The sequence below is a fragment of the Caballeronia temeraria genome, from assembly GCF_001544795.2.
GTDB lineage: Bacteria > Pseudomonadota > Gammaproteobacteria > Burkholderiales > Burkholderiaceae > Caballeronia > Caballeronia temeraria.
The window spans coordinates 62,264-87,497 of sequence record NZ_FCOI02000001.1; the positions used below are offsets into that span (position 1 = coordinate 62,264).

The window sequence follows — 25,234 nt, forward strand, 5'->3', positions numbered from 1 at the left end:
CAGCCGGCTTTTTTTATAACCGCTTCCCCAGACTCACCACTTCATCCATCCGATACCCGAGCTTTTCATAGAACCCGCGCAACGCCGTCTTCACCGACAAAATCTGCAGATTCACCTTCGGGCATCCGAGTGCAGCCAGCGCAGCTTCCGCGTGCTGCATCAACGCGCTGCCGAAGCCGCGTCCGCGCAATGAAGGCGCGACGGCCAGCGAATACACCCATCCGCGATGCCCGTCGTAACCCGCCATGACGGTGCCGATAATCGCGCCATCCAGCACGCCGACAAAGAACAGCTCCGGCTGCGTCCGCATCTTGTTGTCGATCGACAAAGCCGGATCGCGCTGCGGCCGCGATGCATCCGCGTACTCCGGAAACACCTCGCGCCACAGGGCGATCACGGCATCGCGATCGCCTGCATCGAACGTGCGGATGATCACAGCGAATCGAGCACGGAGCGCAGCATCGACATCATCTGGTCGATCTCGTCCTTCGTCACGTTGAGCGCGGGCATGAAGCGCAGCAGGTTCGGACGAGCGGCGTTGAGCAGCAGGCCATCGGGCTGCATCAGACGCGCCTTTTCGACGATCTGCGGACCCTTGTCGCTGTCGAGCAGCAACGCGCGCAGCAGGCCTTCGCCGCGCTCGCCCTTGAAGCCGCGTTCATCGGACAGCTTCAGCAGTTCCTGCTTCAGATACTCGCCGCGCTCGCGCACGCCTTCGAGAAAGCCCGGCGCGACGAGCTGCGAGATCACCGAATAACCGGCGGCCGTCATCAGCGGATTGCCGTTGTACGTGCCGCCCTGATCGCCTGCTTCGAAACACGCGACGTCCGCCTTCGACAGGAGCGCCGCGAGCGGCACGCCGCCGCCGATGCCCTTGCCGAGCGTCATGATGTCCGGCTCGACGCCCGAAAGCTCGTAGGCGAACAGCGTTCCCGCGCGGCCGCAACCGCTTTGCACTTCATCGACGATGAGCAGGATGTTGTGCTTCTTCGTGAGCTCGCGCAGTTGCTGCATGAATTCGCGCGTCGCGGGAATCACGCCGCCTTCGCCCTGAATCGGCTCGAGCATCACGCCGACCGTCTTCTCGTTGATGAGCTTCTCCACCGATGCGATGTCGTTCAGATCGGCCTTCGGGAAGCCCGGCACCTGCGGCGCGTAGATCGTGTCCCAGCCGGCTTTGCCGCTCGCCGACATCGTCGCGATGGTGCGGCCGTGGAAGCTGTGGTCGAACGTGATGATCTCGTAGGCGCCGTTCTTGAACTTCTTGCCCCACTTGCGCGCGAGCTTGATCGCGCCTTCGTTGGCTTCGGCGCCGCTGTTGGCGAAGAACACCTTGTCGAAGCAGCTGTTCGCGGTGAGGAGGCCCGCGAGCTGGGCCATCGGCGCGTTGTAGAACGCCGGCGACGGATTGATCAGCGTGCGCGCCTGCTTTTCCATCGCCTCGATCATGCCTTCGTTGCAGTGGCCGAGCGAGTTCACGGCCCAGCCCTGGATGAAGTCGAGATAGCGCTTGCCCGTGTTGTCGTAGAGCCAGGAACCCTTGCCGTGCGTGAAGACGATCTCGGGACGGTTCGTGATGTACATCAGCGAATCAACGGGGTACTCATTGAAATTCATGACAGCGGGCTCCACGAAGGCTAGTGCGAGAGAAAGAGAAAAACGGTGCGGAAAAAACAAAAGCCACGGATTTCCGTGGCTTCATTTCGTACGCTTCGACAAGACCGAACCGTGAGCGCAATGCGTGACGAGCCAGCGGCATCCCTAGGGGAGCGGCGAGCGGCGACGTCGAAGTGCGTTCAGGGTTTTGAGCATTCGCGAAGGATACGTTAAGCGGTTGCCGCCTGTAAACCGTGCACGCGGATTTTTTGTCCGCGTGCAGGTTACGTGCAACATCAGACCGGATGCGCGAGATCCGCCGCGCTCGTGAACGAATCCGCGTAGAACTCGTCCTCCGGCAAGCGATGATGCTGCGTGAAATCGCGCTGCGCCGACTCCACCATCACCGGCGCGCCGCACGCGTACACCTGGTAGGCGCTCAAGTCTGGCAGGTCATCGATGACAGCCCGATGAACGAAGCCCGTGCGGCCCGTCCATGCGTCGCCGGCGTCGGGTTCGGAGAGCACCGGCACGAACTTGAAGTTGGGAATGTCACGCGCCCATTGCTCGGCGAGCTCCATCATATAGAGGTCTTTCTTGCGGCGGCCGCCCCAGTAGAGCGTCATCGGGCGATTCAGATTCTTGAACACCGCATGCTCGATGATCGCCTTGATCGGCGCGAAGCCCGTGCCCGATGCGAGCAGCACGATCGGCTTCTCGGATTCGTCGCGCAGGAAGAACGTGCCGAGCGGGCCTTCGAAGCGCAGGATGTCGCGCTCTTTCATCGCGCCGAACACGTGATCCGTGAACGTGCCGCCCGGCATATGGCGGATATGCAGTTCGAGCGGCCCTTCGTGGTGCGGGGGGCTCGCCATCGAATAGCTGCGGCGCTTGCCGTCCTTCAGGATGAATTCGATGTACTGGCCCGCGTAATACTGCAGCCGTTCGTTCGCGGGCAGTTGCAGCCTCAGTTCGATGACGTCGTCGGCGCGGCGTTCGAGCGCGTTCACGCGGCACGGCAGCTTTTTCACCTGCACGTCGCCGACGCCCGCGACTTCGCGCACGTCGATGGTCAGATCCGTCTGCGCGGTCGCGCAGCAGAAGAGGGCCATGCCGCGTGTTTTTTCATCGTTCGACAATGCCGACGACGAATGCGGCGCCTGTTCGACTTCACCGCTCACGACGGCGCCCTTGCACGAACCGCACGCACCGTTCTTGCAGCCGTACGGCAGGCCGATGCCCTGGCGCAGCGCGGCGGTCAGGACCGGTTCGTCGGGTTCTACTTGAAACTGCCGGCCGCTTTGCCGGAGTGTTACGTTGAAAGCCATAGATCGATTTCTGCGATGTGTGGAGTTGTCTCGTTCGTCTTTTCGGACGCCCGGCGCGCGTTTCAGGCGACGGATAGAATGCACCGATGATCGCCACTCGAAACCTTCGCCGCGCGCGCGTCCTGATCGTCGGATGCGGCGATGTCGGCATGCGCGTGCTGCCGCTTCTTCAGGCGCGTGCCGCTGCGCCCCGTGTCATCGCGCTCACGCATCATCCCGAGCGCGCGGGTGAACTGCGTGCCGCCGGCGCGACGCCGATAGCCGGCGATCTCGATGCGCGCCGCAGCCTGAAGCGTCTCGCGGGCGTCGCGCAAACCGTGCTGCATCTCGCGCCGCCGCCGCGCGACGGCGCCGCCGATACCCGCACCCGTGCGCTTGTCAGCACATTGCGTGCGCGGCATCGTTCAGCGGCGCGTCCGGCGCCGGCGCCTGTGATGGCGCATCGGCTGGCGCGCGGCTACATGCGGGCCTTCGAAACCCATGCGCGGCGCGAACTGCGCAATGCGTCGCGAGCGCCGCTGAGGCGGCCTGGCCAGCGTCAGGGAACGTTCGCGAAAACGTCTTTCATTGTACCCGACGGCCCTTTCTCGACGAGCATCCGTCCGGAAAGCTTTCGCCCCGGCCCGCGTTTCGTGTATGCGAGCACGACCGGCGTCTACGGCGACTGCGGCGGCGCGTGGATCGATGAAACGCGGCCTGCGCGGCCCGGGAACGAGCGTGCGCGGCGGCGCGTCTCGGCGGAGCGCCAATTACGCGCGGCGGGCGCCCAAAGCGGCTGGCGGGTGTCGATCGTGCGGATTCCGGGGATTTACGCGGCCAATCGCCTGCCGATCGCGCGGATCGAAAATGGCATGCCGGCGCTCGTCGAGCCGGAAGACGTCTATACGAATCACATTCACGCCGACGATCTCGCCGCGATCCTCGTGCGCGCCGTTTCGCGCGGACGTCCGCAGCGCGTGATCAACGCGTCGGACGACACGGACCTGCGCATGGCGGATTATTTCGATCGCGTCGCCGATGCCTACAGCCTGCCGCGCGTGCCGCGCATTTCGCGAGACGAAGCGCGCACACGCCTCTCGCCGATCACGCTTTCATTCATGCGCGAATCGCGGCGGCTCTCCAATACGCGTCTGAAGCGCGAACTGGGCTATGTGCTGCGTCATCCGACGGTCGACGCTTTCCTGAAGGCGAACGCGCGTCGCTAGATCAGCGCCGGGATCGTTTCGAGCAGGACGAAGCACATCAGCGCGCCGATCAATGCGCCGATGAGATTCGGCGAATATTTATGACGCACGTGCATGACGACGCCCAACACCCCGATGAGGACAGCGCAAAGCGCGACGAACGCGATGAGCGCGACGGCCGAGTGGGAGACCATGATGCCCTCCTGCTTTTTTGATAGTCATTTTTGGTATCCGTAAGACCAGTATATGAGTGCGGCTCGCGGAAGGCATGCTGCGCCGCAGCGCGCGTCCTTGAGGGCTTTTACGGATTTGCATGATGAATGTGCGCCGGTGCGAGGAGGCCGGCGCGAGAAGGGGAAGCCGCGCCGGCACCGTCGTGCGCACGCAACGCGAGAGAGGCGTTACGGCGTCTCGCCGGGCGCGCCTCGCAGCGCGGCGAGATCGGCTTCGTCGAGCCAGCGCCATGCGCCTTCGCCGAGCGTCGCGGGCAATGCATAACCGCCGACGCGCTCGCGATGCAGCTTTTCCACGCGATTCCCGGCGGCCGCAACCATGCGCTTCACCTGGTGATATTTGCCTTCGAGCACGGTGAGTTCGAGCAGCCGCTCGTCGCGCTGCTCTGCCGCGAGCGCGGCGCTCGGTTTCGACTCGCCGTGCAGCAGCACGCCGTCGCGCAGCTTCGCGAGCTGCAGATCGTCGAGCGGATGACGCACGGTCGCGAGATAGACCTTCGGCACCTTGCGCTTGGGCGACGTGAACGCATGCACGAACGCGCCGTCATCGGAGAGCAGCAGCAGGCCTGTGGTGTCCTGATCGAGCCGGCCGACCGCCTGCACGCCGCGCTCGGCGAGCTGCGGCGGAAGCAAGTGAAAGATGCTCAGATGATGTTGCGGATCGCGCGAGCATTCATAGCCCGCTGGCTTGTTGAGCGCGATGTACGCCTTTTCGCGATACGTCCAGAGATGATCGTCGACTTCGAATTCGAGATTGGCCGCGACGGGAATATCGGCGCGCGGATCGTCGCGCACGACGCCCGCGATGCGCACGCGGCCTTCGGACACGATGCCGCGGCACTGGCGGCGCGACCCGAAGCCTTGGGAGAAGAGGAGGGTTTCGAGGTCCATCGGATGAGCGGAGTTGAAGCGCGCATTCTAGCAAGCCGCGCTTTCGGTCCGCGCCCGGCGCGTGCGATTGGCGCCGGCAAAAAAAGCGCCGCTCAAACTGCGAGCGGCGCCGAGCGTGGCGATGCGCTTTCGGACGCCGAGGCGTCCGTGGCCAGCATCATCGCCCAGGGAACACGCGGCGTGCGCGTCACTGCATGTCGATGCGGCCGTACACGCCATCGGCTTCGTTGTTCGGCCCCGCGGCGAAGAACAGCGTATTCGACGGCTGCGCGTTCAGGTCGTTGCCGAACGCGATGCCCCACAGGCCATGCTGCACGAGCGGCGTGCCGTCGGTGTTCTGCAACTGGCCGACGAACGCGCCGCTCGCCGGATCGAACGCGTTGACAGTGCCGTCGCCGAAATTGCCCACGAGAATGTCGTTGCTGAACGTGCCGAAGTTGCCCGGCGCCTGCGCGATGCCCCACGGCGCGTTGAGCGGCCCGTTCGCCGCGAAGCGCTGCATCAGATTGCCGTCGATATCGAATACGTCGACGAAGCCTTGTCCCGCGCCCGCCACGTCGTCCTCGGCGTCGCTGTCCTGCTTCGCGTAGGTGACGAAGATCTTCGAGCCGATCGCCTGAATGCCGAAGGGCGCGAAGCCCGCCGGAATCTGCGTGTCGCGAAAGCCGCCGGGCACGACGATCTTCGTGAACGTGCCGTCGAATACGTCGATCCTGTTGTTATGGAAGTCGGTCGCGTACAGGCGATGCGTGCCCGTCGATGTGGTGGCAAGCGCGAGTCCCTTGTAGATCGCGCCCGATGCGCTGGAATCGACGGCGGTGAAGGCGTGCGTCGTGTCGACGGCGGGCGCCCACGCGGTGATCGAACCGCCTTCGCCGGCGAAGATGAACGCCGCGACGCCCGACTTGCCGTTGCGCGCGAGCGTGAGATCCGGTCCTTTGTTGAAGACGATTCCGGTCGGATTGGCAGGTCCCGAAGCGGTCGCGGGAATCGATACGACGAGCGGCTGGACGACGCCGTTGCCGTCGTAGAGCGTGGCCGTTTGCGTGCCGTTGTTGGCGACCCACACGAAGCCATTGGGATTGAATGCGACGCCCCAGCCGTTCTTCAGGTTCGGGTCGGTGTGCGGCGCGGGCACGGCGCCATCGGAGACGACGATCGACATCTTGAAGCGCGTCGCCGCCGGCATGCCGCTGTCCGATCCGCCGCCGCACGAGGCGATGCCCGTCAGCGTGACGACCGCGGCGGCGCATACGACGAAGCGGCTCCACAATCCGGTTTGCATGATGGTGACTCCTTCGGCAGCGCTGTGCCGTCAGTTCGTCACCTCTAAACGAATGTGCCTCGCGGCTTATTCCGTTTGCATCCTGCTTCGCCGTTTCGAAGTCCTTCAGTGCGCGTCGCCGCGTCCCTTCGATACGACCGGCACGCCGAGGCCGAAGAGCGAGAAGCGCCCATCGTCTTGATCGCCCGACATCGCCGGGTGGCGCGTGCCCGCGCTCCAGCGTCCGTCGTAGCTCATCGTCGGGACGACCGGCTTCGGAATGCCGCTCGCTTGCCGGAAGTACTCGGTGTTGGTTTCGTTTTGCACTTCGAGCGCATGGCGCAGCGTGGCCTGCGTTTGCCCGTTGCGCGGGTCGAGCGCCACCGCGCGGCGTGCGTTACGCAACGCGCACGCCGGCTCCAGGTTCGCGGTGCAGGTGCGGGCGGTGGCCATCGCGCTGTCGCGCGCGCGCTCCTGTCGCGACAATTCGGCCGCGAGCTGCTGGATCTCCGGACTGCGCGGCTCGCTGGCCGAAAGGCCGCGCATGTGACGGCGCGCCGACGCGAGATCGCGGCTCGCGAGCGCTTGCTGAACGGACGCGATGCTGCGCGCGACGGCGGGGGGAAGCGGCTCCGGCGCGGGCGCGGCGGGCTTGTCGATCGAGGCGATCGTCGCGGTGTTGCGAGGCTGCTCGGACGGGCGAGGTGCGGGCGCGGGCGGTTTGCTGCTCGCGGCGATCGTCGTGTTGCGAGCCTGTTCGATCGATCGAGCGACAGGCGCGGGCGCTTGTGTCACGGGTTTTGCCGGAGCCGGCGCGGCTGCTGCGATCGTCGTATTCACGCGCGGTTCCGGCTTCTGCGCCGATGCGATGACTGGCGTCACTGGCTTGATCGACGGCGCTGCGGCGATCGTCGCCGGGGTCGTCGTGGCGGGCTTCGTTGCGGCAAGGGCGCTCGGTGTCGCGATATCGGCGGATGGCGGATTCGGCGCAACGCGCGCCGTTGCGGCGACCGGCGCGGCCGGCATCGACGGCTTCGCGGGCGCAGTCGCCGCCAGTGTGCTGCTCGACACGATCGTGCTCGCAGCCGCGACGTGCGGCGCGACCGGCGCGACTTCCGTCGCCGCGTGTTCTTCGTGCGTGCGGTTCGGCTTCGCGGCCGCAATTGCCGGAGGCGCGGGCGCGACGATCTGCGCAGTCGCCGCTTCCGCCTTGGAACGCGTCAACGATGCATGTCGCGTCGCATCGGCCTTGGGCACGCCGGACGCGCCGTCGCGAATCGATCCGGCCACGCTGATGCCCGGCTCCACGCTCGGCGCCGGGGCGTTGTCGTCCAGACGCGCGTAAAAGTAGCCGCCGACCGCAATGCTCGCGATCACGCCGCCGACCAGCACCGCCATGCCCGTGCGGGCAGGCTTGGCCGGCTCTTGCGAATCGCCCGGCTCGATGTAATTTGGATAGGACGTCAGCATCCTGCGTCGCACGAGGCGTTGCAGCCAGTGGCTGTCATCCCAGTCGAGGATATCGAGCGGCGCGGGGACCGGCGCGGCGGCGGCCACGGCGGCTTCCGCCGCGCGGCTCGTGAAGATCGCGCCCTGACGATCGGCTCCGCACGAAGGACAGGTCTCTTCCTCGGCCGGCGAAACGGTGTTGCAGCGCTTGCAGATGACGGAGTCGAGGGACAGCGAGTGATCAGGTCGATTCATGTCGTACCTTTCTTCGAGTTATGGCTCGACGCATCGCGCGAGCAGGTCACGACATCGAGACGATCCTGAGCAACCCGAATGGCGGGCGCCGCGCGTGCGAGCATCCCCGTGATGCTCCACGCGCCGGGATTCCGAATGCCGATGGCGCCTATTTTTTCCGGCGCGGCGGCGTGCGTCTACGCGATTGCGCACATAGCCGGACGGACGACTTCCGCGCGCTCGCGTCATCGGCGACATTGCGTGTCATCACGCACGAAAGGATGATGACAATGCAATCGAACGGCTTCGACGCGACGGCGCGGCAATTGATCGTCGGCCTGCCGCTATTCATGGGCGCGATCGAATACATCTTGCGGGTCGCGCTGAAGCAGCCCGGCAGGGACGACTTCTTTCCGATTTCACTCGTTGCTTCGAGTGTCAGTCTGAATGTGGCGCTGGCCGTGCTGCCGGGCGAACTTCGCGATGGCTTTTTTCGATCGACGTCGAGGCGGCGTATCGGTCAGGCGATCCTTATCGCGAATATGGGAATTTTCGCCTCTCTGATTGGGATGCTTCTCTGGATATACTTGCTCGTGGCTTCGTTTAGTGAGGAAGTCAGAGCGATTTTGCCAATGCATCCGCTGCGGGATGCTTTGGCGTACTACCTATTTTCAATTACGTTGAACGAAGGCAAGGCCAGGGTGACAAGATGCTGAACTTTGTGTTGGGATTCTTTCGAGAGTATTGGCCAGTTGTGGTCACCTGCGCGTTCGCCAGATTCGGCGTTCCGCCTCTGGTGGACTGGCTGTTTCGCACATTCGACCGGGAAGAGCCGCCGGGCGGGGCCGACCATCGTCCGGGCGTGGAATAACCCGCATCCAGAATGCCCAAACGCAAAAAATCCGCTCTCAACGGAGCGGCTTTTTCAACAATCCTGGTGCCCAGGGCCGGAATCGAACCGGCACGCCTTGCGGCGGGGGATTTTGAGTCCCCTGCGTCTACCAATTTCACCACCTGGGCCTGAATCGGCTCGTACGCGAACAAAGCGAAGCAACGAGCCAATCGAGTCGGCGATTATGACCGAAAACGCCGCCGTCGGCAAGCATCGAGGATAGCGTTTTCGCAAGCTCGGAAATTACTGAGCGGGATCACTGAGCGAGATCACTGAGCGAGATACGTGAACGCGCCGTTCTTGATCACGCCCATCACGCTCGCGCGCTGATCCAGCCCGACGTGATCCGTCGCGCTCGTACTGACCACGCCGTTCGGCACGACCAGTTCATGCGCGTGCTCCAGTTCCGCGCGCAGCGCCACGCGAAACTCCTTCGTGCCCGGTTTCGCCGTCTTCAGCGCGCGCGCCACGGCATCCTGCAGACGCGGATAGACGCCTGCCGCATCGCCCGCAAACTGCGTGACCGTGCCCTTGCCGTACTTCTCCTCATACGCATTCACGAACGCGAGCGCCGCCTTTTTCGACGGATGATCCGCCGGCAGCGTCCGCGCGACGACGACCGGCTGCGTCGGGAAAAGCGTGCCCTCGACGTCCTTGCCGCCGAGCTTGATGAACTCCGGCGTCGCGATGCCGTGCGTCTGATAGATCGCGCCCTTGAACCCGCGCTCGACGAGCGTGCGCTGCGGCAGCACCGTCGGCGTGCCCGCGCCCGCGATCAGCACCGCGTCGGGTTTCGCGGCCATCAGCTTGAGAATCTGCCCGGTGACGCTCGCATCGGTGCGATTGAAGCGCTCGCTCGCGACGATCCTGATATGCCGAAGGTCGGCGAACTTGGTGAACTCGTTGAGCCAGCTATCGCCGTAACTGTCCGCGAAGCCGATGAACCCAACCGTCTTCACGCCATGATTCGCCATGTAGCGCGTCATCACGTCGGCCATCGCGCGATCGGTCTGCGCCATCTTGAACGCCCACACTTTCTTGCCTTCCTGCGGTTCCACGACCGATGCCGAGCCGATCAGCGTGATCATCGGCGTTTCGGATTCCGCGACGGGATCGAGCGCGGCGAGCGCCGCCGGCGTGATATTCGGCCCGACGATCACATCGACGTGATCCTCGCTGATCAGCTTGCGGATATTGCGCACGGCCGCGCCCGGGTCCGAGCCGTCGTCGAGGATGATGTACTCCGCGTTCTGCCCGGCGATGGTCTTCGGCCACATGAGCATCGCGTTCTTGCTGGTGATGCCGATGGCGGCGGCCGGGCCGGTGCTCGACAGATCGATGCCGACCTTCAATTGCGCGTGCGCGGCGGCGGCAACCACGGACAGGGCGGCGCCGGCGGCAAGGCGGCGCGTGAACTTCGACAACGTCATCGGAAAGGTCTCCAGGGGAAAGAATCTTCTGAGGCGGCGCGCGCCGCCGTGTTATTCGAGCTCAGAGCTCGTAGCTTTCGTGATCGCCGGACAGCGCCTGTTCGATCAGCTTGCGATTCAGCGACGGCGACAGCAGTTCGACGAGCGTATACACATAGCTGCGCAGATACGCGCCCTGTTTGAGCGCGAGCCGCGTGACGTTCGTGCCGAACAGATGGCCAACCGGCATCGCCCGCAAATGCTTGTCGCGCTCCGGATTGAACGCGATGTCCGCCATGATCCCGATGCCGAGCCCCAGTTCGACGTAAGTCTTGATCACGTCCGCGTCGATGGCTTCGAGCACGATGTCCGGCGTCAGATTGCGCAGCCCGAACGCCTGATTGATCTTGGAGCGCCCGGCGAACGACGCCTCGTACGTGATGATCGGGTATTGCGCGAGATCGTCGAGCGTGAGCGTCTTGCGCTCCAGCAGCGGATGATCCGGCAGCATGACGGCCAGATGCTGCCACTGGAAGCAGGGCAGCGACACCAGTTCCTTATAGTTGGCGATGGCCTCGGTCGCGATCGCGATGTCCGCCTGATCGTGAATCACCATTTCGGCGACTTGCGTGGGGCTGCCTTGCAGAATCGAAAGGTGCACCTTCGGAAAGCGCTTCTTGAATTCGGCGATGGCCGACGGCAGCGAATAGCGCGCCTGCGTGTGCGTCGCGGCGATGACGAGATTGCCCTGATCCTGCGCCGCGTAATCCTTACCGACCCGCTTGAGGCTCTCCACTTCCTGCAATATTTTCTCGACCGACGCGAGGATGATGCGCCCTGGCTCGGTCAGCGATCTCACGCGTTTCCCGTGGCGCGTGAAGATCTCGACGCCCAGTTCGTCTTCCAGCTCGATGATCGCCTTCGAGACGCCCGGCTGTGACGTATACAGCGCCTTGGCGGCCTCCGTCAGGTTGAAATTCTGCCGGACGGCCTCGCGCACGAAGCGGAACTGATGCAGATTCATTTATCGCCTTTGTTTATTACTACCGGGCATATCAAAGTAATTTTTCAGTCGTTTGCAATATATAGCAGGTTCTTTACTATCAGTCCAATTTTTCCAATATCCATATCTCTATCCGTCATAAGCAAATGAGCGTTCCGTCTGAACGCCTCGCGCGGCAGGGACTCAATGGATATTCGACGGACGAGACGCGCGACGTAACCTAGGACGCCGCGCTTTACACAAGAACTTGGGGCCCCCGAATGTACCAATACGATCAGATCGACCAACGCATCGTCGACGAACGTGTCGCGCAGTACGCCGACCAGGTCCGCCGCCGCTTGTCGGGCGAGTTGAGCGAAGAAGAATTCCGTCCGCTGCGCCTGCAGAACGGCCTGTACATGCAGCGCCACGCGTACATGCACCGCATCGCGATTCCGTACGGCAATCTGCGCAGCGACCAGCTCCGCATGCTTGCGACCATCGCGCGCGAGCACGATCGCGGCTACGGCCACTTCTCGACGCGCACGAACATCCAGTTCAACTGGGTCGAGCTCGAACAAACGCCGGAAATCCTGCGCAAGCTCGCCTCGGTGCAAATGCACGCGATCCAGACGTCGGGCAACTGCATCCGCAACATCACCGCCGATCAGTTCGCCGGCGTCGCGCCCGACGAGCAGGTCGACCCGCGTCCGTGGTCGGAAATTCTGCGTCAGTGGTCGACGTTCCATCCGGAATTCGCGTGGCTGCCGCGCAAGTTCAAGATCGCGGTGAACGGCTCGGCGGAAGATCGCGCCGCCGTGCAGGTCCACGATCTCGGTGTGTATCTGAAGAAGAACGCGCAGGGCGAAGTCGTGATGGACATTCTCGCGGGCGGCGGTCTCGGCCGCACCCCGATCGTCGGCGCGATCATCAAGCGCGATCTGCCGTGGCAGCATCTGATCACCTATTGCGAAGCCGTGCTGCGCGTGTACAACCGCTACGGCCGCCGCGACAACATGTACAAGGCGCGCATCAAGATTCTCGTGAAGGCGCTGTCGCCGGAGAAGTTCAGCAAGCAGGTCGAGGAAGAGTGGCAGCATCTGAAGGACGGCCCGTCGACGCTCACGCAGGACGAAGTCGATCGCGTGTCGGCGTTCTTCGCGCCGCCCGTCTACGAAAAGCTCGCGGACACCGATGCATCGTATGAAAAGCATCTGATCGACAGCAAGCCGTTCGCGCGCTGGGTCGAGCGCAACGTGCGTCCGCACAAGGTGCCGGGCTATGCGGCGGTGACGCTGTCGCTCAAGCAACGCCACATCGCGCCGGGCGACGCCACCGACCAGCAGATGGACGACGTTGCCGCGCTCGCCGATGAATTCTCGTTCGGCGAAATCCGCGTGTCGCACGAGCAGAACCTGATTCTCGCGAACGTGAAGAAGCGCGATCTGCACACCGTGTGGGAACGCGCGAAGGCGCTCGGTTTCGCGACAGCGAACATCGGCTTGCTGACGGACATCATCGCGTGCCCGGGCGGCGATTTCTGCTCGCTCGCGAATGCGAAGTCGATTCCGATCGCGCTCGCCATCCAGGATCGTTTCAACGACCTCGACTACGTGCACGACCTCGGCGACATGTCGCTGAACATCTCGGGTTGCATCAACGCGTGCGGTCATCACCATGTGGGCAATATCGGCATTCTGGGCGTCGATAAGGACGGCTCCGAGTGGTATCAGGTGACGCTCGGCGGCGAGCAAAGCTCGGGCGCGACCGGCGCGCATCTCGGCAAGGTGATCGGCCCGTCGTTCTCGGCCGAAGAGATGCCCGACGTGATCGCGCAAGTGATCGACACCTTCGTCGATAACCGCATCGAAGGCGAGCGCTTCATCGAGACGTTCGGCCGCATCGGCATGGCGCCGTTCAAGGAGCGCGTGTATGCATCGCGCCAGGCTCACGCTTAAGGATCTGCACATGACGTTGATTATCAAGAACCGCGCCGTCGTCGAAGACAGTTTCACCGTTGTCCTTGCCGCCGAAGACGGTACGTTGCCTGCTATCGATGCGCTGCCCGGCGGCAAGATCATCGTGCCGTTCGCGCTGTGGAAAGAGCACAAGGCCGCGATCGTCGCAGCGCGCGCGAAAGAGGACATCGGCGTGTGGCTCGCGCCCGACGACGAGCCCGCCGACCTCGCGCCGGACTTCGGTTCGCTGTCCGTGATCGCCGTCGATTTCCCGGTGTTCCGCGATGGCCGTGGCTTTTCCATCGGCCGCCTGTTGCGCGAGCGCTATCAGTGGACGGGCGAGCTGCGCGCCATCGGCGACGTGCTGCGCGATCAGGTCGCGTTCCACGCACGCTGCGGCTTCGATGCGTTCGCGGTTCGCGCGGACAAGGACATCAACGACGCGCTCAACGCGTTCACCGAGTTCACCAATCTGTATCAGGGCGCGACCGACAATCTCGAACCGCTGTTCCGCCGTCGCGCGGCGCTCGTCGCAGCGCTTGGAGCCTGATGTATGACGCCTGAATTGCAAGCCAAGGTTGAACGCCTGGACGCGCTGCTGGATTCGATCGCGGCGCGCCACCAGAACGTCAAGCTAGCCAGCAGCCTCGCCGCCGAAGACATGGTGTTGACGCACGCCATTCTTTCGCGCGGGGTGAAGATCGGCATCTTCTCGCTGAACACGGGCCGTCTGCATGCGGAAACGCTCGGCATGCTCGATACCGTCAAAGCGCGTTACGGCTACGACATCGAGCAGTTTCATCCGCAGCGGGATGCGGTCGATGCGTACGTCCGCGATCACGGTTTGAACGCGTTCTACGAAAGCATCGATCTGCGCAAGAGCTGCTGCCATATCCGCAAGGTCGAGCCGCTCAATCGCGCGCTGTCGGACGTGTCCGCGTGGGTCACGGGACAGCGCCGCGAGCAGTCGGTGACGCGTGCCGAGCTGCACGAGGAAGAGCACGACGAACCGCGCAACATCGCGAAGTTCAATCCGCTCGCGGACTGGACCGAAGCCGATGTGTGGGATTACCTGAAAGCCTTCGACGTACCCGTGAATCCGCTCCATGCGCGCGGTTATCCGAGCATCGGGTGCGAGCCTTGTACGCGCGCGGTACGTCCCGGCGAGGACAGCCGCGCCGGACGCTGGTGGTGGGAATCGCGCGATACGAAGGAATGCGGCCTGCACATCACGAACATCAAGGTCGTCGACGAAGCCCCGAGCTCGGCGATCTAAGGCAACACCCCCTGTCACTGAATGCGGCGCTCCACGGAACGCCGCCAAGAAAAGGATCGACGAACATGAGCACGACGCTCGACGCTAACGTCACCGCACCGGTCGTCAACAAGGCGACTCGGATGGATCACCTGGATTGGCTCGAAGCCGAGTCGATCCACATCATTCGCGAACTCGTCGCGGAATGCAGCAAGCCCGCGCTGTTGTTCTCGGGCGGCAAGGATTCGGTCGTCGTGCTGGCGCTCGCGCTCAAGGCGTTCGGCCTCGGCGGCAATCGCAAGACGACGCTGCCGTTCCCGCTCGTGCACATCGACACGGGTCACAACTTCCAGGAAGTGATCGACTTCCGCGATCGTCGCGCAGCCGAAATCGGCGCGGAACTCGTGGTCGGTCACGTCGAGGATTCGATCAAAAAGGGCACCGTGCGTCTGCGTCGCGAAACGGATTCGCGTAATGCCGCGCAGGCGGTGACGCTGCTCGAAACCATCGAGGAATACGGCTACACGGCGATGATCGGCGGCGCGCGCCGCGACGAAGAGAAGGCGCGCGCGAAAGAGCGCATCTTCTCGTTCCGCGACGAATTCGGCCAGTGGGACCCGAAGGCGCAGCGCCCGGAACTGTGGAGCATCTACAACGCGCGTCTGCACAACGGCGAGCATCTGCGCGTGTTCCCGATCTCGAACTGGACCGAACTCGACGTATGGCAATACATCGCGCGCGAGAAGCTCGAATTGCCGAACATCTACTATGCGCATGATCGCGAAATCGTGCGCCGCAACGGCCTGCTCGTGCCGGTGACGCCGCTCACGCCGGTGCGCGAAGGCGAGACCGCCGAGATCGCGCAGGTGCGTTTCCGCACGGTCGGCGATATCAGTTGCACGTGCCCGGTCGCGAGCGATGCGGATGACGTCGAAAAGATCATCGCGGAAACCGCCGTGACGGAAATCACGGAACGCGGCGCCACGCGTATGGACGACCAGGCGTCCGAAGCTGCGATGGAACAGCGCAAGAAGCAAGGTTATTTCTAAGCAACACGCCACAGGAAGAAACGAGTCATGAGCATCTATCAAGCTGAAGATCTGGGCGTGTTGCGCTTCATCACCGCGGGTTCCGTCGACGACGGCAAGAGCACGCTGATCGGCCGCCTGCTGTATGACAGCAAGGCTGTGCTGTCGGACCAGTTGTCCGCTATTTCTCGCGCGAAGAACAAGCGCACCGTCGGCGATGAAATCGATCTGTCGCTGCTCACGGACGGCCTCGAAGCCGAGCGCGAGCAGGGCATCACCATCGACGTCGCGTACCGCTATTTCGCGACGGCGAAGCGCAAGTTCATCATCGCCGATACGCCGGGCCACGAGCAGTACACGCGCAACATGGTGACGGGCGCATCGACGGCGCATGCCGCGATCATTCTCGTCGACGCGACGCGCGTCACGTTCGAAGATGGCGTCGCGCAACTGCTGCCGCAAACGAAGCGCCACAGCGCGATCGTCAAGCTGCTCGGTCTGCAGCACGTGATCGTCGCGATCAACAAGATGGATCTGGTCGAGTACAGCGAAGCGCGCTTCAACGAGATTCGCGATGCGTACGTCGTGCTCGCGCGTCAGCTCGGTCTCGCGGATGTGCGTTTCGTGCCGGTGTCGGCGCTGAAGGGCGACAACATCGTGACGGCGAGCGAGCGCATGCCGTGGTACCCGGGCGAGCCGCTGCTCGATCTGCTCGAATCGCTGCCGGTTGCGCAGCCGACCGATCAGGCGCTGCGTTTCCCGGTGCAATGGGTCGCGCGTCAGGACGGCTCGCAAGCCGACGATTTCCGCGGCTACATGGGCCGCGTGGAAGCGGGCGAAGTGCGCGTCGGCGATGCCATCAGCGTGCTGCCGGGTAATCGTGAAGCGACCGTCGCCGAGATCATCGCGCCGGTGCCGGGCGGCGTCGCGCCGGTGGATCGCGCATTCGCGGGCCAGACGGTGACGATTCGCCTGACCGAAGACGTCGACGTGTCGCGCGGCGACACCTTCGTGCCGGCCGCCGCCAAGGTCGAACCGGCTAAGAAGCTCGAAGCGGACCTCTGCTGGTTCGATGAAGAACCGCTCTCGCCGCAGCGCAAGTATCTGCTGAAGCAGACGACGAACACGGTGTTCGCGCGCATCGGCGCGGTGAAGCAGGTGCTGGACGTGCATACGCTGTCGCATTCGGTCGATCGCAGCACGCTCGCGATGAACGATATCGGCCGCGTGGCGCTCACGTTGCAGAAGCCGATCGTCGCGGACGAGTACGATACGCATCAGGGCACCGGCGCGTTCGTGCTGATCGATGAAGCGACGCATCACACGGTCGCGGCCGGTATGATTCGTGCAATCGCGGGCTAATCGCATTCAACGGATGAATCGTATGGGTAAGGTCTACTTGATCGGAGCAGGGCCGGGCGCGGCGGATCTCATCACCGTGCGCGGCATGCGTCTGCTCGAACAGGCGGACGTGGTGCTGCACGACGCGCTCGTCGAACCGGCGATGCTCGACTACGCGCCCAACGCGAAGAAGATTGCCGTCGGCAAGCGCTGCGGTCAGCGCTCGACGGCGCAGCACTTCATCAACAAGCAGATCGTCGATGCAGCGCTGGAGCATGGCGTCGTCGTGCGTCTGAAGGGTGGCGATCCGATGCTCTTCGGCCGCGCGGACGAGGAAATGCGCGCGCTGGAAACGGCGGGCATCGACTTCGAAGTGGTGCCGGGCATCACGGCGGCGCTCGCGAGCGCGGCGACGCTCAAGCGCTCGCTGACCTTGCGCGGCGTGGCGCGCAGCGTCGCGCTGGCGACCCATTCGCGCGCGGCGGACAGCGAAGAAATCCGCGAGCAGGCGAAGGCGGATTCGCTCGTGTTCTACATGGGGCGGGATAGCGCGCCGGATATCGCGCAGCAATTAATCGACGCAGGGCGGCCGGGCTCGACGCCGGTGGCGATCGTCGAGGCGTGCAGCACGCCGCGCGAGCGCACGCTGACGTTGACGCTCGCGCGCATGGCGCTGGGCGAGGCGCAGGAATGGCTGGACCCGTCGCAGCCGAGTCTGTTGATGATCGGCGAGGCGTTTCGCGAGCGGGCGTCGGCGGCGAAGCCGAAGGTGCATTTGAAGAGGATGCAGGCGGCGGCTTGATTCTTCGTTTCGGCAGCTTCGACACAAAGGGCGCACCGTTTCCGGTGCGCCCTTTGCTTTTTGGTTCGTGACTCAGAAGTCCACGAGCCTGATTTTCTTCATTTTCGAATTGCTGGCCAGCACGCTGTCGAGTGTCGCCATCGTCTTTGCCTTGCGGTCCAGCGCGGTCGCGAGATGAAGCGCGTCTCCCGCACGGAGCCCGGTGGTTGCGTCGAGCGTGAGAACGGCCGCGTGGTGAAAGACTGGCGGTTCGATGGGCGTCAATTGCAGATCGCTCGAACAGATTCGCTCGAAACTTCGCCACGCAAAATCAGATTGCTCTTCCGTCAGTTGGCCCGTTCGCCGTTTGATTCGAATGTCGCCATTCGGCCGAACGGCCGGCGAAGGGCTGCTAGCCAACTTGCCGCAAACAATACCCCGCCACGGCCTCCAGCACCGCATCATCCTCTCCGACCGCCGTCGCGCAGTGAATCGCGATATCCGGATGCCCTTCCCGGCATCGCTCGACGATCTCCGGCAGATCCTTGCGCACATGCCCGCCTTGCCCGAAGAACACGGGCACGACGGTGATCGCATCGCAACCATCGGCGGCGTGTTGCGCGACCGCCGCGGGCAAATCCGGCGACATCAACTCGAGAAACGCCAGCGACACCGGCTGATCGCCGCGCGAATCGCGCAACTTCGCGGCAAGCCGCTCGAACGGCTCGGCCCAGCGCGGATCGCGCGCACCGTGACCGAACAGGATGATGCCGTGCCTCTTCATCGCGCGTTCTCCGAAAAGAGAAGAAACGTCAGTGCCGCTCGACCCACTTCAGCCCGATCAATCCGACTGCCAGATAGGCGAGGGCAGGCGCCGCCGCCGTGATCGGCGCGGGCCACGTATTCAGATTGCCGATATGCGAGAACAGCGTGTTGACCAGCTGGAAGCTCATCCCGATCATGATGCCGCCGAACACCTTCATGCCGACGACGCCCGCGCGCGTGTGCAGATAAGCAAACGGCAGCGACAGAATCAGCATCACGAACACCGCGAACGGATAGAGAATCTTGCGCCAGAACGCGATCTGATAGCGCTGCGCGTCCTGATGATTCTCCGTCAGATGCTGGATATAGCGGAACAGGTTGAACATCGACATCCGGTCGGGCGACACCAGCAACACCGACAGAATCTGCGGCGTCAGCTCGGAGCGCAGCGAGTATTCCGGCAGCGTCGTCTGCGTGGCGCGATAGACCGGGTTCAGCGCATCGCCGGGATTGACGGCTTGCGGCGGCGCATCGCTCAGACGCGTATCCGTGACGCCGGTCAGCTTCCAGTGACCCGGCGGCTGGTACACGCCGCTCTTCGCGATGCGCACGTTGGTCAGCCGGAATTTCGAATCGAATTCGTAGATGCGCACGTTCGCGATCGTCGTGTCGGGATTCAGCGTGCCGACGTTGACGAAGCGCGTGACCTGCTCGCCGTTCTCCTTCGCCGTCAACGTGTCCTTCACCCACACGCCCGACTGAAAATTCGACGATACCGACGACCCCAGCGCTTCGAGCCGCACGCGCTCGGACAACTGGTCCGTGTAGGGACCGACGACTTCGCCGATGAGGTAGGTAATGACCACCATCGGAATGCCGATCTTCAGCAGCGAGCGCAGCGCGGCGCCCGTTGAAAGACCCGACACGCGGAAGATCGTGAACTCGGACGCCGCCGCCATCTGCGCGAACACGTAGATGGCCGAAATCAGCGCGGCGACGGGAATGATCTCGTAGAAGCGCGAAGGCGTCTGCAGCCCGACGCGCAGCACCGCGAGCGTGAACTTGTAGTTGCCGTGCCCGACCGTGTTCAGTTCGTTGATCAGATCGAAAAAGAAGAACAGGCCCGAGAACGCGAACAGGATGAAGATGAACGCGAGATAGATCTGGCGCGCGAAGTATCGTTCGTAGATGCGCACCATGTCAGGCTCCCTTCCTCGAACCCGTCAGCGACGAGAGCCGGAAAAGCGGCCGGTTACGAATCCGCAGCCAGAAGATGAACGCGACGAGCGCCCCGACGATGACATGCAGCCCGACGATCCCCACGCCGAACGACAGCTTGCCCTGCTCGATCCACGACTGCACGACGTTCAGCAGGTTCGAGTAGGTGAGGTAGATCAGCACGGCCATCACGAGATTGATCGTGCGGCTGCGGCGCGGGTTCTGATACGAAAGGGGAATGGCGAGCAACATCAGATTGATGGCGATGAGCGGCAGGCCCGCGCGCCAGGCGAACTCCGCGAGATTTTCCTTGGTCGGATCGGCGAGCAGATCCGGCGTGTAGATGCCGGTCGTGGTCGGCGTATTCACGACCTGGTGGCTCATTATCTTCACACCATAACGCTCGAATTCCATGATGCGGAAGTTCGGCTGGCCCGGCTCGCCGTCGTAGCGGCGGCCGTTGTCGAGCACGATGAAGCGGTCGCCGTCCGGGCGCGTTTCCGTGTGGCCGTTCTTCGAGACGATCACGTTGACCTTGCCGCCTTCCGTGCTCGTGACGAACACGTTTTCCACCTGTCCCTGATCCGGCGACATCTTCTCGATGAAGAACACGCGATGGCTCGACGGCGATTCGCGGAACTGCCCCGGCGCGAGCAGCGACACTTCATCGCGCTGCTGGAAACGCGCCTTGATGAGCTTGCTCTGCTGGTTCGACCACGGCCAGCCGACGAACGCGAAGAACATGATGAGGATGATGATCGGCGTGGAGAACACGGCGACCGGCTTGATGAGCTGCGTCTGACTCACGCCTGACGCGAGCCACACGACCATTTCGGAGTCGCGATACCAGCGCGTGAGCACGAAGAGAATGGACACGAAAAGCGTCACGATCAGCATGACTGCGAGATAGCCGATCACGGTCAGCCCGATCAGCACCACGACGTCCTTCGGGTCGATCTGACCTTGCGCCGCGAAGCCGACGATGCGGATCATCATCGTCGTGAGCATGATCGTGAGGAGCACCATGAACACGGCGCCGGCCGTGTACGCGAGTTCGCGCTGCAGGGAGCGTTCGAAGATCATTGAATTTTTGCTTGGAGCCGGCGGCGATGCGGAATCATGCACGCATCTCTTGGCTTACGGGAAGGGTATTCGCTTACCCTCGCGCCGCGCGCCTGTGACCGCCGCGGAAAAAATAGCGGATAATTGCGGCTTTCATCCTTCAGCCAAGATTTTATCCGAGGATAAGCGCGATGGACTTTAGCATAAAAGCCTGTGATTGGAGCAAGGGCGAGGCAAATGGTTTCCTTACCGGAAAGTCGGATGTCATCGTGCTCGGCATCTTCGAAGCGCAGACGCTCACGGGCGCCGCGCGCGACATGGACGCCGCCACCAAAGGCCTGATCTCGCGCGTCGTGAAAGCCGGCGACATGAGCGGGCGCGCCGGCACGACGCTGCTCGTGCCCGAAGTGACCGGCATCGGCGCATCGCGCGTGCTACTCGTCGGCCTCGGCAAGCAGGACGCCTTCAATCAGAAAGCCTATGGCGAAGCCGTGCGCGCCGCATGGCGCGTGGTGCTCGGCTCGAAGATCGGCCAGGCGACCTTCACGCTCGCGCAATTGCCGATTCAGGATCGCGACGGCGTCTGGGCCGTGCGCGCCGCAATCCTCGCGCTGCGCGAGCTGACCTACAAGTTCACGCAGATGAAGAGCAAGCCCGACAACGGCGCTCGCTCGCTCAAGAAGATCGTCTTCAGCGTCGATTCCGCCGACGAGAAAGCCGCCAAGGTCGCCGTGAAGCAGGGCGTCGCGATCGCGAACGGCATGGACCTCACGCGCGATCTCGGCAATCTGCCGCCGAACGTCTGCACGCCGACCTATCTCGGCCAGACCGCGAAGAAGCTCGGCCGCGACTTCAAGCTGAAGGTCGAGGTGCTCGGCCAGAAGCAGATCGAAGCGCTCGGCATGGGCTCGTTCCTTTCGGTGGCGAAGGGCTCCATCGAGCCGCCGCAGTTCATCGTCATGCATTACCAGGGCGCGGGCGCGGAATCGGCCAAGTCGAAGGGCAAGAACGCGCCCATCGTGCTGGTCGGCAAGGGCATCACGTTCGATTCGGGCGGCATCTCGATCAAGCCGGGCGAGGCGATGGACGAGATGAAATATGACATGTGCGGCGCGGGCTCCGTGTTCGGCACGATGCGCGCGGTCGCCGAAATGGGGCTGAAGCTCAACGTGATCGGCGTGATCCCGACGTGCGAGAACATGCCGGCGGGCAATGCGGTGAAGCCGGGCGACATCATCACGTCGATGAACGGCACGACCATCGAAGTGCTCAATACCGACGCCGAAGGCCGCCTCATCCTGTGCGACGCATTGACCTACGCGGAGCGCTTCAAGCCCGCCGCCGTGGTCGATATCGCGACGCTGACGGGCGCGTGCATCATCGCACTCGGCCATCACAACACCGGCCTCTTCGCGAAGGACGACGCGCTCGCGGGCGAACTGCTCGACGCCTCGCGCGAAGCCGCCGATCCGGCCTGGCGTCTGCCGCTCGACGACGAGTATCAGGATCAGCTCAAGTCGAATTTCGCGGATGTCGCGAATATCGGCGGACGTCCGGCGGGCAGCGTGACGGCGGCGTGCTTCCTGTCGCGCTTCGCGACGGCGTATCCGTGGGCGCATCTCGACATCGCCGGAACCGCGTGGAAGAGCGGCGCGGCGAAGGGCGCGACGGGCCGTCCCGTGCCGCTGCTGTCGCAGTTCCTGATCGATCGCGCGGGCGCTTGAAGTCCGCATGACGCGCATCGACTTCCATACGAACGTCGGCGATCCGCTCGCTTACGCCTGCCGCCTCGCGCGCAAGGCTTATCTGAGCGGATCGCCGCTTGTCGTGCTCGCCGAACCGCAGCGCCTCGCCGCGTTCGACGAGCAATTGTGGACCTTCCAGCCGCTCGAATTCGTGCCGCATTGCATGGCGAAGAGCGCGCTCGCGCAGGACACGCCAGTGGTGCTCACATCGAATCTCGATGAAGCGCCGCATCATCAGGTGCTCGTGAATCTCGGCGCGCCGGTGTCCGCGCAATTCGCGCGCTTCGAGCGGCTCGTGGAGATCGTCGGCAACGATGGCGACGAACTCGCCGCGGGCCGCGAGCGCTATCGTTTTTATCGCGATCGCGGCTATGCGATCGAGACGCACAAACAGGGCGGTTGAGCGAACAGAAAGCGCACGTTTCGTGCGCTACGCTCGCAGAAATTGAGGAGACCACCCAGATGACCGATAAGCCCGAATCCTTCGATCCGTCCATTCCCGTGCTGACCGATGTCGTCGTGCCCGGCAAGCCGGAGTACGCGCGCGCGCCGTCCATCAACGCGGCGATCGAATACGATGCCGAGCAGATCGCCGAGCGGCTGCGCGGCCGCTTCACGCAATTTCTCACGGGCGACGCGCGCACGTTGATCGAGGAGCGTTGCCGCGAAGTGCTGCGCGAGCATTCGACGCAGCTCGTCTCCGCGATCACGCGCGAAGTCGCGATGGCGCTCGAAGGCCGGATGAGCGAATGGGTGCGGGAGGCAGTGGAGGATGAGTTGCGACAGCAGCGCGGCGAATGAGCGCGGTCTGAACAGATCGACAGCACGAAAGAAGGGGCGCATATGCGCCCCTTTTTTCACCGCACGTTCACCCCGTCACCGCGCCCTTGTTCGCCGGCCCCGCGAGCGCCGCGAACTTCGCCAGGACGCCGCGCGTGTACTTCGGCGCGGGTTGCCTCCACGCGGCGCGGCGGCGCGCGATTTCGGCGTCATCGACATTCAGTTGCAGCAGCAGCTTGTGCGCGTCGATGGTGATCGAATCGCCTTCGTGCACGAGCGCGATCGTGCCGCCCGCGAACGCTTCCGGCGCGACGTGGCCGACCACCATGCCCCACGTGCCGCCCGAGAAGCGCCCGTCCGTGATGAATCCGACCGATTCGCCCAGTCCCTTGCCGATGATCGCCGATGTCGGCGCGAGCATCTCCGGCATCCCCGGACCGCCGACCGGACCGAGATAGCGCAGCACGAGAATATCGCCGGCCTTGATCTTGTCGCTGAGAATGGCTTCCATCGCGCTCTGCTCGTCGTCGAACACGCGCGCGGGGCCGGTGATGACCGGATTCTTCAGGCCCGAGATCTTCGCGACCGCGCCGTCTTCCGCGAGATTGCCGCGCAGGATCGCCAGATGCCCTTCCTTGTAGAGCGCCTGCTCGATCGGGAAGATGACCTTCTGATCCGCGCGCGGCTTGCCCGGCACGTCTTTCAGCTCCTCCGCGATGGTGCGGCCGGTGATCGTCACGCAGTCGCCGTGCAGAAGACCGGCGTCGAGCAGAATCTTCAGCACTTGCGGGATGCCGCCGGCTTTATGCAAATCCGTCGCGACATATTGACCCGACGGCTTCAGATCGCAGATGACCGGCACTTTCTTGCGCATGCGCTCGAAGTCGTCGATGCTCCATTCCACGTCCGCCGCGTGCGCGATCGCCAGATAATGCAGCACGGCGTTGGTCGAGCCGCCCGTCGCCATGATCAGCGCGACCGCGTTTTCGATCGACTTCTTCGTGATGATGTCGCGCGGCTTCAGATCCTTCTTCACCGCTTCGACGAGCACGCGCGCCGATTCCGCGGCGGAATCGACCTTTTCCTGATCCGGATTCGCCATCGTCGATGAATACATCAGCGACATGCCGAGCGCCTCGAACGACGAGCTCATCGTGTTGGCCGTGTACATGCCGCCGCACGAACCGGTCGACGGGCACGCGTTCTTCTCGACGCCCTTGAAATCCTCCTCCGACATGCGGCCCGCCGTGAACTCGCCGACCGCCTCGAACGACGACACGATCGTCAGATCCTTGCCCTTCCAGTTGCCGGGGCGAATCGTGCCGCCGTAGACGTAGATCGACGGCACGTTCATGCGCGCCATGCCGATCATGCCGCCGGGCATGTTCTTGTCGCAGCCGCCGATCACGACGACGCCGTCCATCCATTGCCCCTGCACGGCCGTCTCGACGCAGTCCGCGATCACTTCGCGCGACACGAGCGAGTACTTCATGCCTTCGGTGCCCATCGACATGCCGTCGGAGATCGTCGGTGTGCCGAAAATCTGCGGATTGGCGTCGGATTTGCGGATCGATTCGATGGCGGCGTCCGCCAGGCGCTGCAGGCCCGCGTTGCACGGCGTGATCGTCGAATGCCCGTTCGCGACGCCGATCATCGGCTTGTCGAAATCCTCTTCCTTATAGCCGAGGGCGTAATACATCGAACGGTTGGGCGAGCGCGCGACGCCCTGGGTGATGTTCTTCGAGCGGCGATTGAAGGCCATGGTGTGCTCCTTGAGGGGATGTTTTTGGTCTCGTGCAGCAAGCATGCAACCCCGCTATGTGCCTGTCCAATATATTA

At 63.7% G+C, this 25,234-nt stretch carries 25 protein-coding genes and 1 tRNA gene; 11 read left to right on the plus strand and 15 right to left on the minus strand.

Annotated elements, in window-relative coordinates:
• Window positions 1–13: 13 nt before the first annotated feature.
• The 3 genes from AWB76_RS00270 to AWB76_RS00280 form a co-directional block, all read right to left on the minus strand.
• A complete protein-coding gene (locus tag AWB76_RS00270) occupies window positions 14–436 on the minus strand; it encodes a GNAT family acetyltransferase (protein ID WP_061158146.1) in 423 nt (140 codons plus the stop codon).
• Window positions 433–1,617, minus strand: coding sequence for an acetylornithine transaminase (locus tag AWB76_RS00275; RefSeq protein ID WP_061158147.1), 1,185 nt, complete (start codon window positions 1,615–1,617; stop codon window positions 433–435). Before AWB76_RS00275 ends, AWB76_RS00270 begins: the two co-directional genes overlap by 4 nt.
• Before the next feature lie 275 nt (window positions 1,618–1,892).
• The gene (locus tag AWB76_RS00280; RefSeq protein ID WP_061158148.1) at window positions 1,893–2,924 is read right to left on the minus strand and encodes a CDP-6-deoxy-delta-3,4-glucoseen reductase; all 1,032 of its coding nucleotides are present in this window, start codon (window positions 2,922–2,924) and stop codon (window positions 1,893–1,895) included.
• Between the two features lie 86 nt (window positions 2,925–3,010).
• Between AWB76_RS00280 and AWB76_RS00285 the strand changes: the two genes are divergently transcribed.
• On the plus strand, window positions 3,011–4,129 hold the full coding sequence (locus AWB76_RS00285; RefSeq protein WP_061158149.1) for an NAD-dependent epimerase/dehydratase family protein: 1,119 nt from the start codon (window positions 3,011–3,013) through the stop codon (window positions 4,127–4,129).
• Here AWB76_RS00285 and AWB76_RS41460 read toward each other — a convergent pair.
• The 4 genes from AWB76_RS41460 to AWB76_RS00300 all read right to left on the minus strand — a co-directional run bounded on the left by AWB76_RS41460 (window position 4,126) and on the right by AWB76_RS00300 (window position 8,200).
• Window positions 4,126–4,302 (minus strand): hypothetical protein, encoded by a 177-nt coding sequence (locus AWB76_RS41460; protein ID WP_167357718.1) that lies wholly within the window; start codon window positions 4,300–4,302, stop codon window positions 4,126–4,128. The genes AWB76_RS00285 and AWB76_RS41460 overlap by 4 nt on opposite strands.
• A gap of 207 nt (window positions 4,303–4,509) precedes the next feature.
• The gene (locus AWB76_RS00290; protein ID WP_061158150.1) at window positions 4,510–5,232 is read right to left on the minus strand and encodes a pseudouridine synthase; all 723 of its coding nucleotides are present in this window, start codon (window positions 5,230–5,232) and stop codon (window positions 4,510–4,512) included.
• A gap of 187 nt (window positions 5,233–5,419) precedes the next feature.
• The gene (locus AWB76_RS00295) at window positions 5,420–6,517 is read right to left on the minus strand and encodes a TIGR03118 family protein (protein ID WP_063936291.1); all 1,098 of its coding nucleotides are present in this window, start codon (window positions 6,515–6,517) and stop codon (window positions 5,420–5,422) included.
• A gap of 105 nt (window positions 6,518–6,622) precedes the next feature.
• Window positions 6,623–8,200, minus strand: a complete 1,578-nt coding sequence (locus AWB76_RS00300; protein WP_061158151.1) for a hypothetical protein — start codon at window positions 8,198–8,200, stop codon at window positions 6,623–6,625.
• 20 nt (window positions 8,201–8,220) lie between these two features.
• On the opposite strand from AWB76_RS00300, the gene AWB76_RS41975 reads away from it, so the two are divergent.
• On the plus strand, window positions 8,221–8,895 hold the full coding sequence (locus AWB76_RS41975; protein ID WP_244173187.1) for a hypothetical protein: 675 nt from the start codon (window positions 8,221–8,223) through the stop codon (window positions 8,893–8,895).
• Window positions 8,896–9,114: 219 nt separating this feature from the next.
• Here AWB76_RS41975 and AWB76_RS00310 read toward each other — a convergent pair.
• From AWB76_RS00310 to AWB76_RS00320, 3 genes are all read right to left on the minus strand, one after another.
• Window positions 9,115–9,199 (minus strand) — tRNA-Leu (locus AWB76_RS00310).
• 141 nt (window positions 9,200–9,340) lie between these two features.
• A complete protein-coding gene (locus AWB76_RS00315) occupies window positions 9,341–10,501 on the minus strand; it encodes an ABC transporter substrate-binding protein (RefSeq protein WP_061158152.1) in 1,161 nt (386 codons plus the stop codon).
• A 61-nt stretch (window positions 10,502–10,562) separates the two neighbouring features.
• Entirely contained in the window at window positions 10,563–11,504 is a 942-nt protein-coding gene (locus AWB76_RS00320) for a CysB family HTH-type transcriptional regulator (RefSeq protein ID WP_061158153.1), read from the minus strand.
• A 239-nt stretch (window positions 11,505–11,743) separates the two neighbouring features.
• Here AWB76_RS00320 and AWB76_RS00325 point away from each other — a divergent pair, with 239 nt between their 5' ends.
• The 6 genes from AWB76_RS00325 (at window position 11,744) to cobA (ending at window position 17,846) form a co-directional block, all read left to right on the plus strand.
• On the plus strand, window positions 11,744–13,420 hold the full coding sequence (locus AWB76_RS00325; protein ID WP_061158154.1) for a nitrite/sulfite reductase: 1,677 nt from the start codon (window positions 11,744–11,746) through the stop codon (window positions 13,418–13,420).
• A 10-nt stretch (window positions 13,421–13,430) separates the two neighbouring features.
• Complete coding sequence (locus tag AWB76_RS00330) at window positions 13,431–13,970, plus strand: DUF934 domain-containing protein (protein ID WP_061158514.1); 540 nt, start codon at window positions 13,431–13,433, stop codon at window positions 13,968–13,970.
• A 3-nt stretch (window positions 13,971–13,973) separates the two neighbouring features.
• On the plus strand, window positions 13,974–14,696 hold the full coding sequence (locus tag AWB76_RS00335) for a phosphoadenylyl-sulfate reductase (RefSeq protein WP_061158155.1): 723 nt from the start codon (window positions 13,974–13,976) through the stop codon (window positions 14,694–14,696).
• A gap of 65 nt (window positions 14,697–14,761) precedes the next feature.
• Window positions 14,762–15,724 carry a sulfate adenylyltransferase subunit CysD gene (gene cysD, locus AWB76_RS00340; protein ID WP_061158156.1) on the plus strand — a complete coding sequence of 321 codons (963 nt, stop codon included), beginning with the start codon at window positions 14,762–14,764 and terminating at the stop codon, window positions 15,722–15,724.
• Window positions 15,725–15,751: 27 nt separating this feature from the next.
• Window positions 15,752–17,065 (plus strand): sulfate adenylyltransferase subunit 1, encoded by a 1,314-nt coding sequence (locus tag AWB76_RS00345; RefSeq protein ID WP_061158157.1) that lies wholly within the window; start codon window positions 15,752–15,754, stop codon window positions 17,063–17,065.
• A gap of 22 nt (window positions 17,066–17,087) precedes the next feature.
• Window positions 17,088–17,846 carry a uroporphyrinogen-III C-methyltransferase gene (gene cobA / locus AWB76_RS00350; RefSeq protein ID WP_061158158.1) on the plus strand — a complete coding sequence of 253 codons (759 nt, stop codon included), beginning with the start codon at window positions 17,088–17,090 and terminating at the stop codon, window positions 17,844–17,846.
• Between the two features lie 72 nt (window positions 17,847–17,918).
• Here cobA and AWB76_RS42980 read toward each other — a convergent pair whose 3' ends face one another.
• The 4 genes from AWB76_RS42980 to lptF all read right to left on the minus strand — a co-directional run bounded on the left by AWB76_RS42980 (window position 17,919) and on the right by lptF (window position 20,891).
• Window positions 17,919–18,110, minus strand: a complete 192-nt coding sequence (locus AWB76_RS42980) for a PIN domain-containing protein (RefSeq protein WP_061158159.1) — start codon at window positions 18,108–18,110, stop codon at window positions 17,919–17,921.
• A 127-nt stretch (window positions 18,111–18,237) separates the two neighbouring features.
• Window positions 18,238–18,609, minus strand: a complete 372-nt coding sequence (locus AWB76_RS00360) for a sirohydrochlorin chelatase (protein WP_061158160.1) — start codon at window positions 18,607–18,609, stop codon at window positions 18,238–18,240.
• A gap of 28 nt (window positions 18,610–18,637) precedes the next feature.
• Window positions 18,638–19,786: an LPS export ABC transporter permease LptG gene (lptG, locus tag AWB76_RS00365; RefSeq protein ID WP_061158515.1), complete on the minus strand. Its 1,149-nt coding sequence runs from the start codon at window positions 19,784–19,786 to the stop codon at window positions 18,638–18,640.
• Window positions 19,787–19,790: 4 nt separating this feature from the next.
• Window positions 19,791–20,891, minus strand: a complete 1,101-nt coding sequence (lptF, locus tag AWB76_RS00370; RefSeq protein WP_061158161.1) for an LPS export ABC transporter permease LptF — start codon at window positions 20,889–20,891, stop codon at window positions 19,791–19,793.
• A gap of 170 nt (window positions 20,892–21,061) precedes the next feature.
• On the opposite strand from lptF, the gene AWB76_RS00375 reads away from it, so the two are divergent.
• The 3 genes from AWB76_RS00375 to AWB76_RS00385 are packed head-to-tail and all read left to right on the plus strand — an operon-like array spanning window position 21,062 to window position 23,416.
• Window positions 21,062–22,594 (plus strand): leucyl aminopeptidase, encoded by a 1,533-nt coding sequence (locus AWB76_RS00375; RefSeq protein WP_061158162.1) that lies wholly within the window; start codon window positions 21,062–21,064, stop codon window positions 22,592–22,594.
• A gap of 7 nt (window positions 22,595–22,601) precedes the next feature.
• Window positions 22,602–23,018, plus strand: coding sequence for a DNA polymerase III subunit chi (locus AWB76_RS00380; protein ID WP_061158163.1), 417 nt, complete (start codon window positions 22,602–22,604; stop codon window positions 23,016–23,018).
• A 59-nt stretch (window positions 23,019–23,077) separates the two neighbouring features.
• Window positions 23,078–23,416, plus strand: coding sequence for a DUF2486 family protein (locus AWB76_RS00385; RefSeq protein ID WP_061158164.1), 339 nt, complete (start codon window positions 23,078–23,080; stop codon window positions 23,414–23,416).
• 67 nt (window positions 23,417–23,483) lie between these two features.
• Here AWB76_RS00385 and ilvD read toward each other — a convergent pair whose 3' ends face one another.
• Window positions 23,484–25,157: a dihydroxy-acid dehydratase gene (gene ilvD, locus AWB76_RS00390; RefSeq protein WP_061158165.1), complete on the minus strand. Its 1,674-nt coding sequence runs from the start codon at window positions 25,155–25,157 to the stop codon at window positions 23,484–23,486.
• Window positions 25,158–25,234 lie beyond the last annotated feature (77 nt).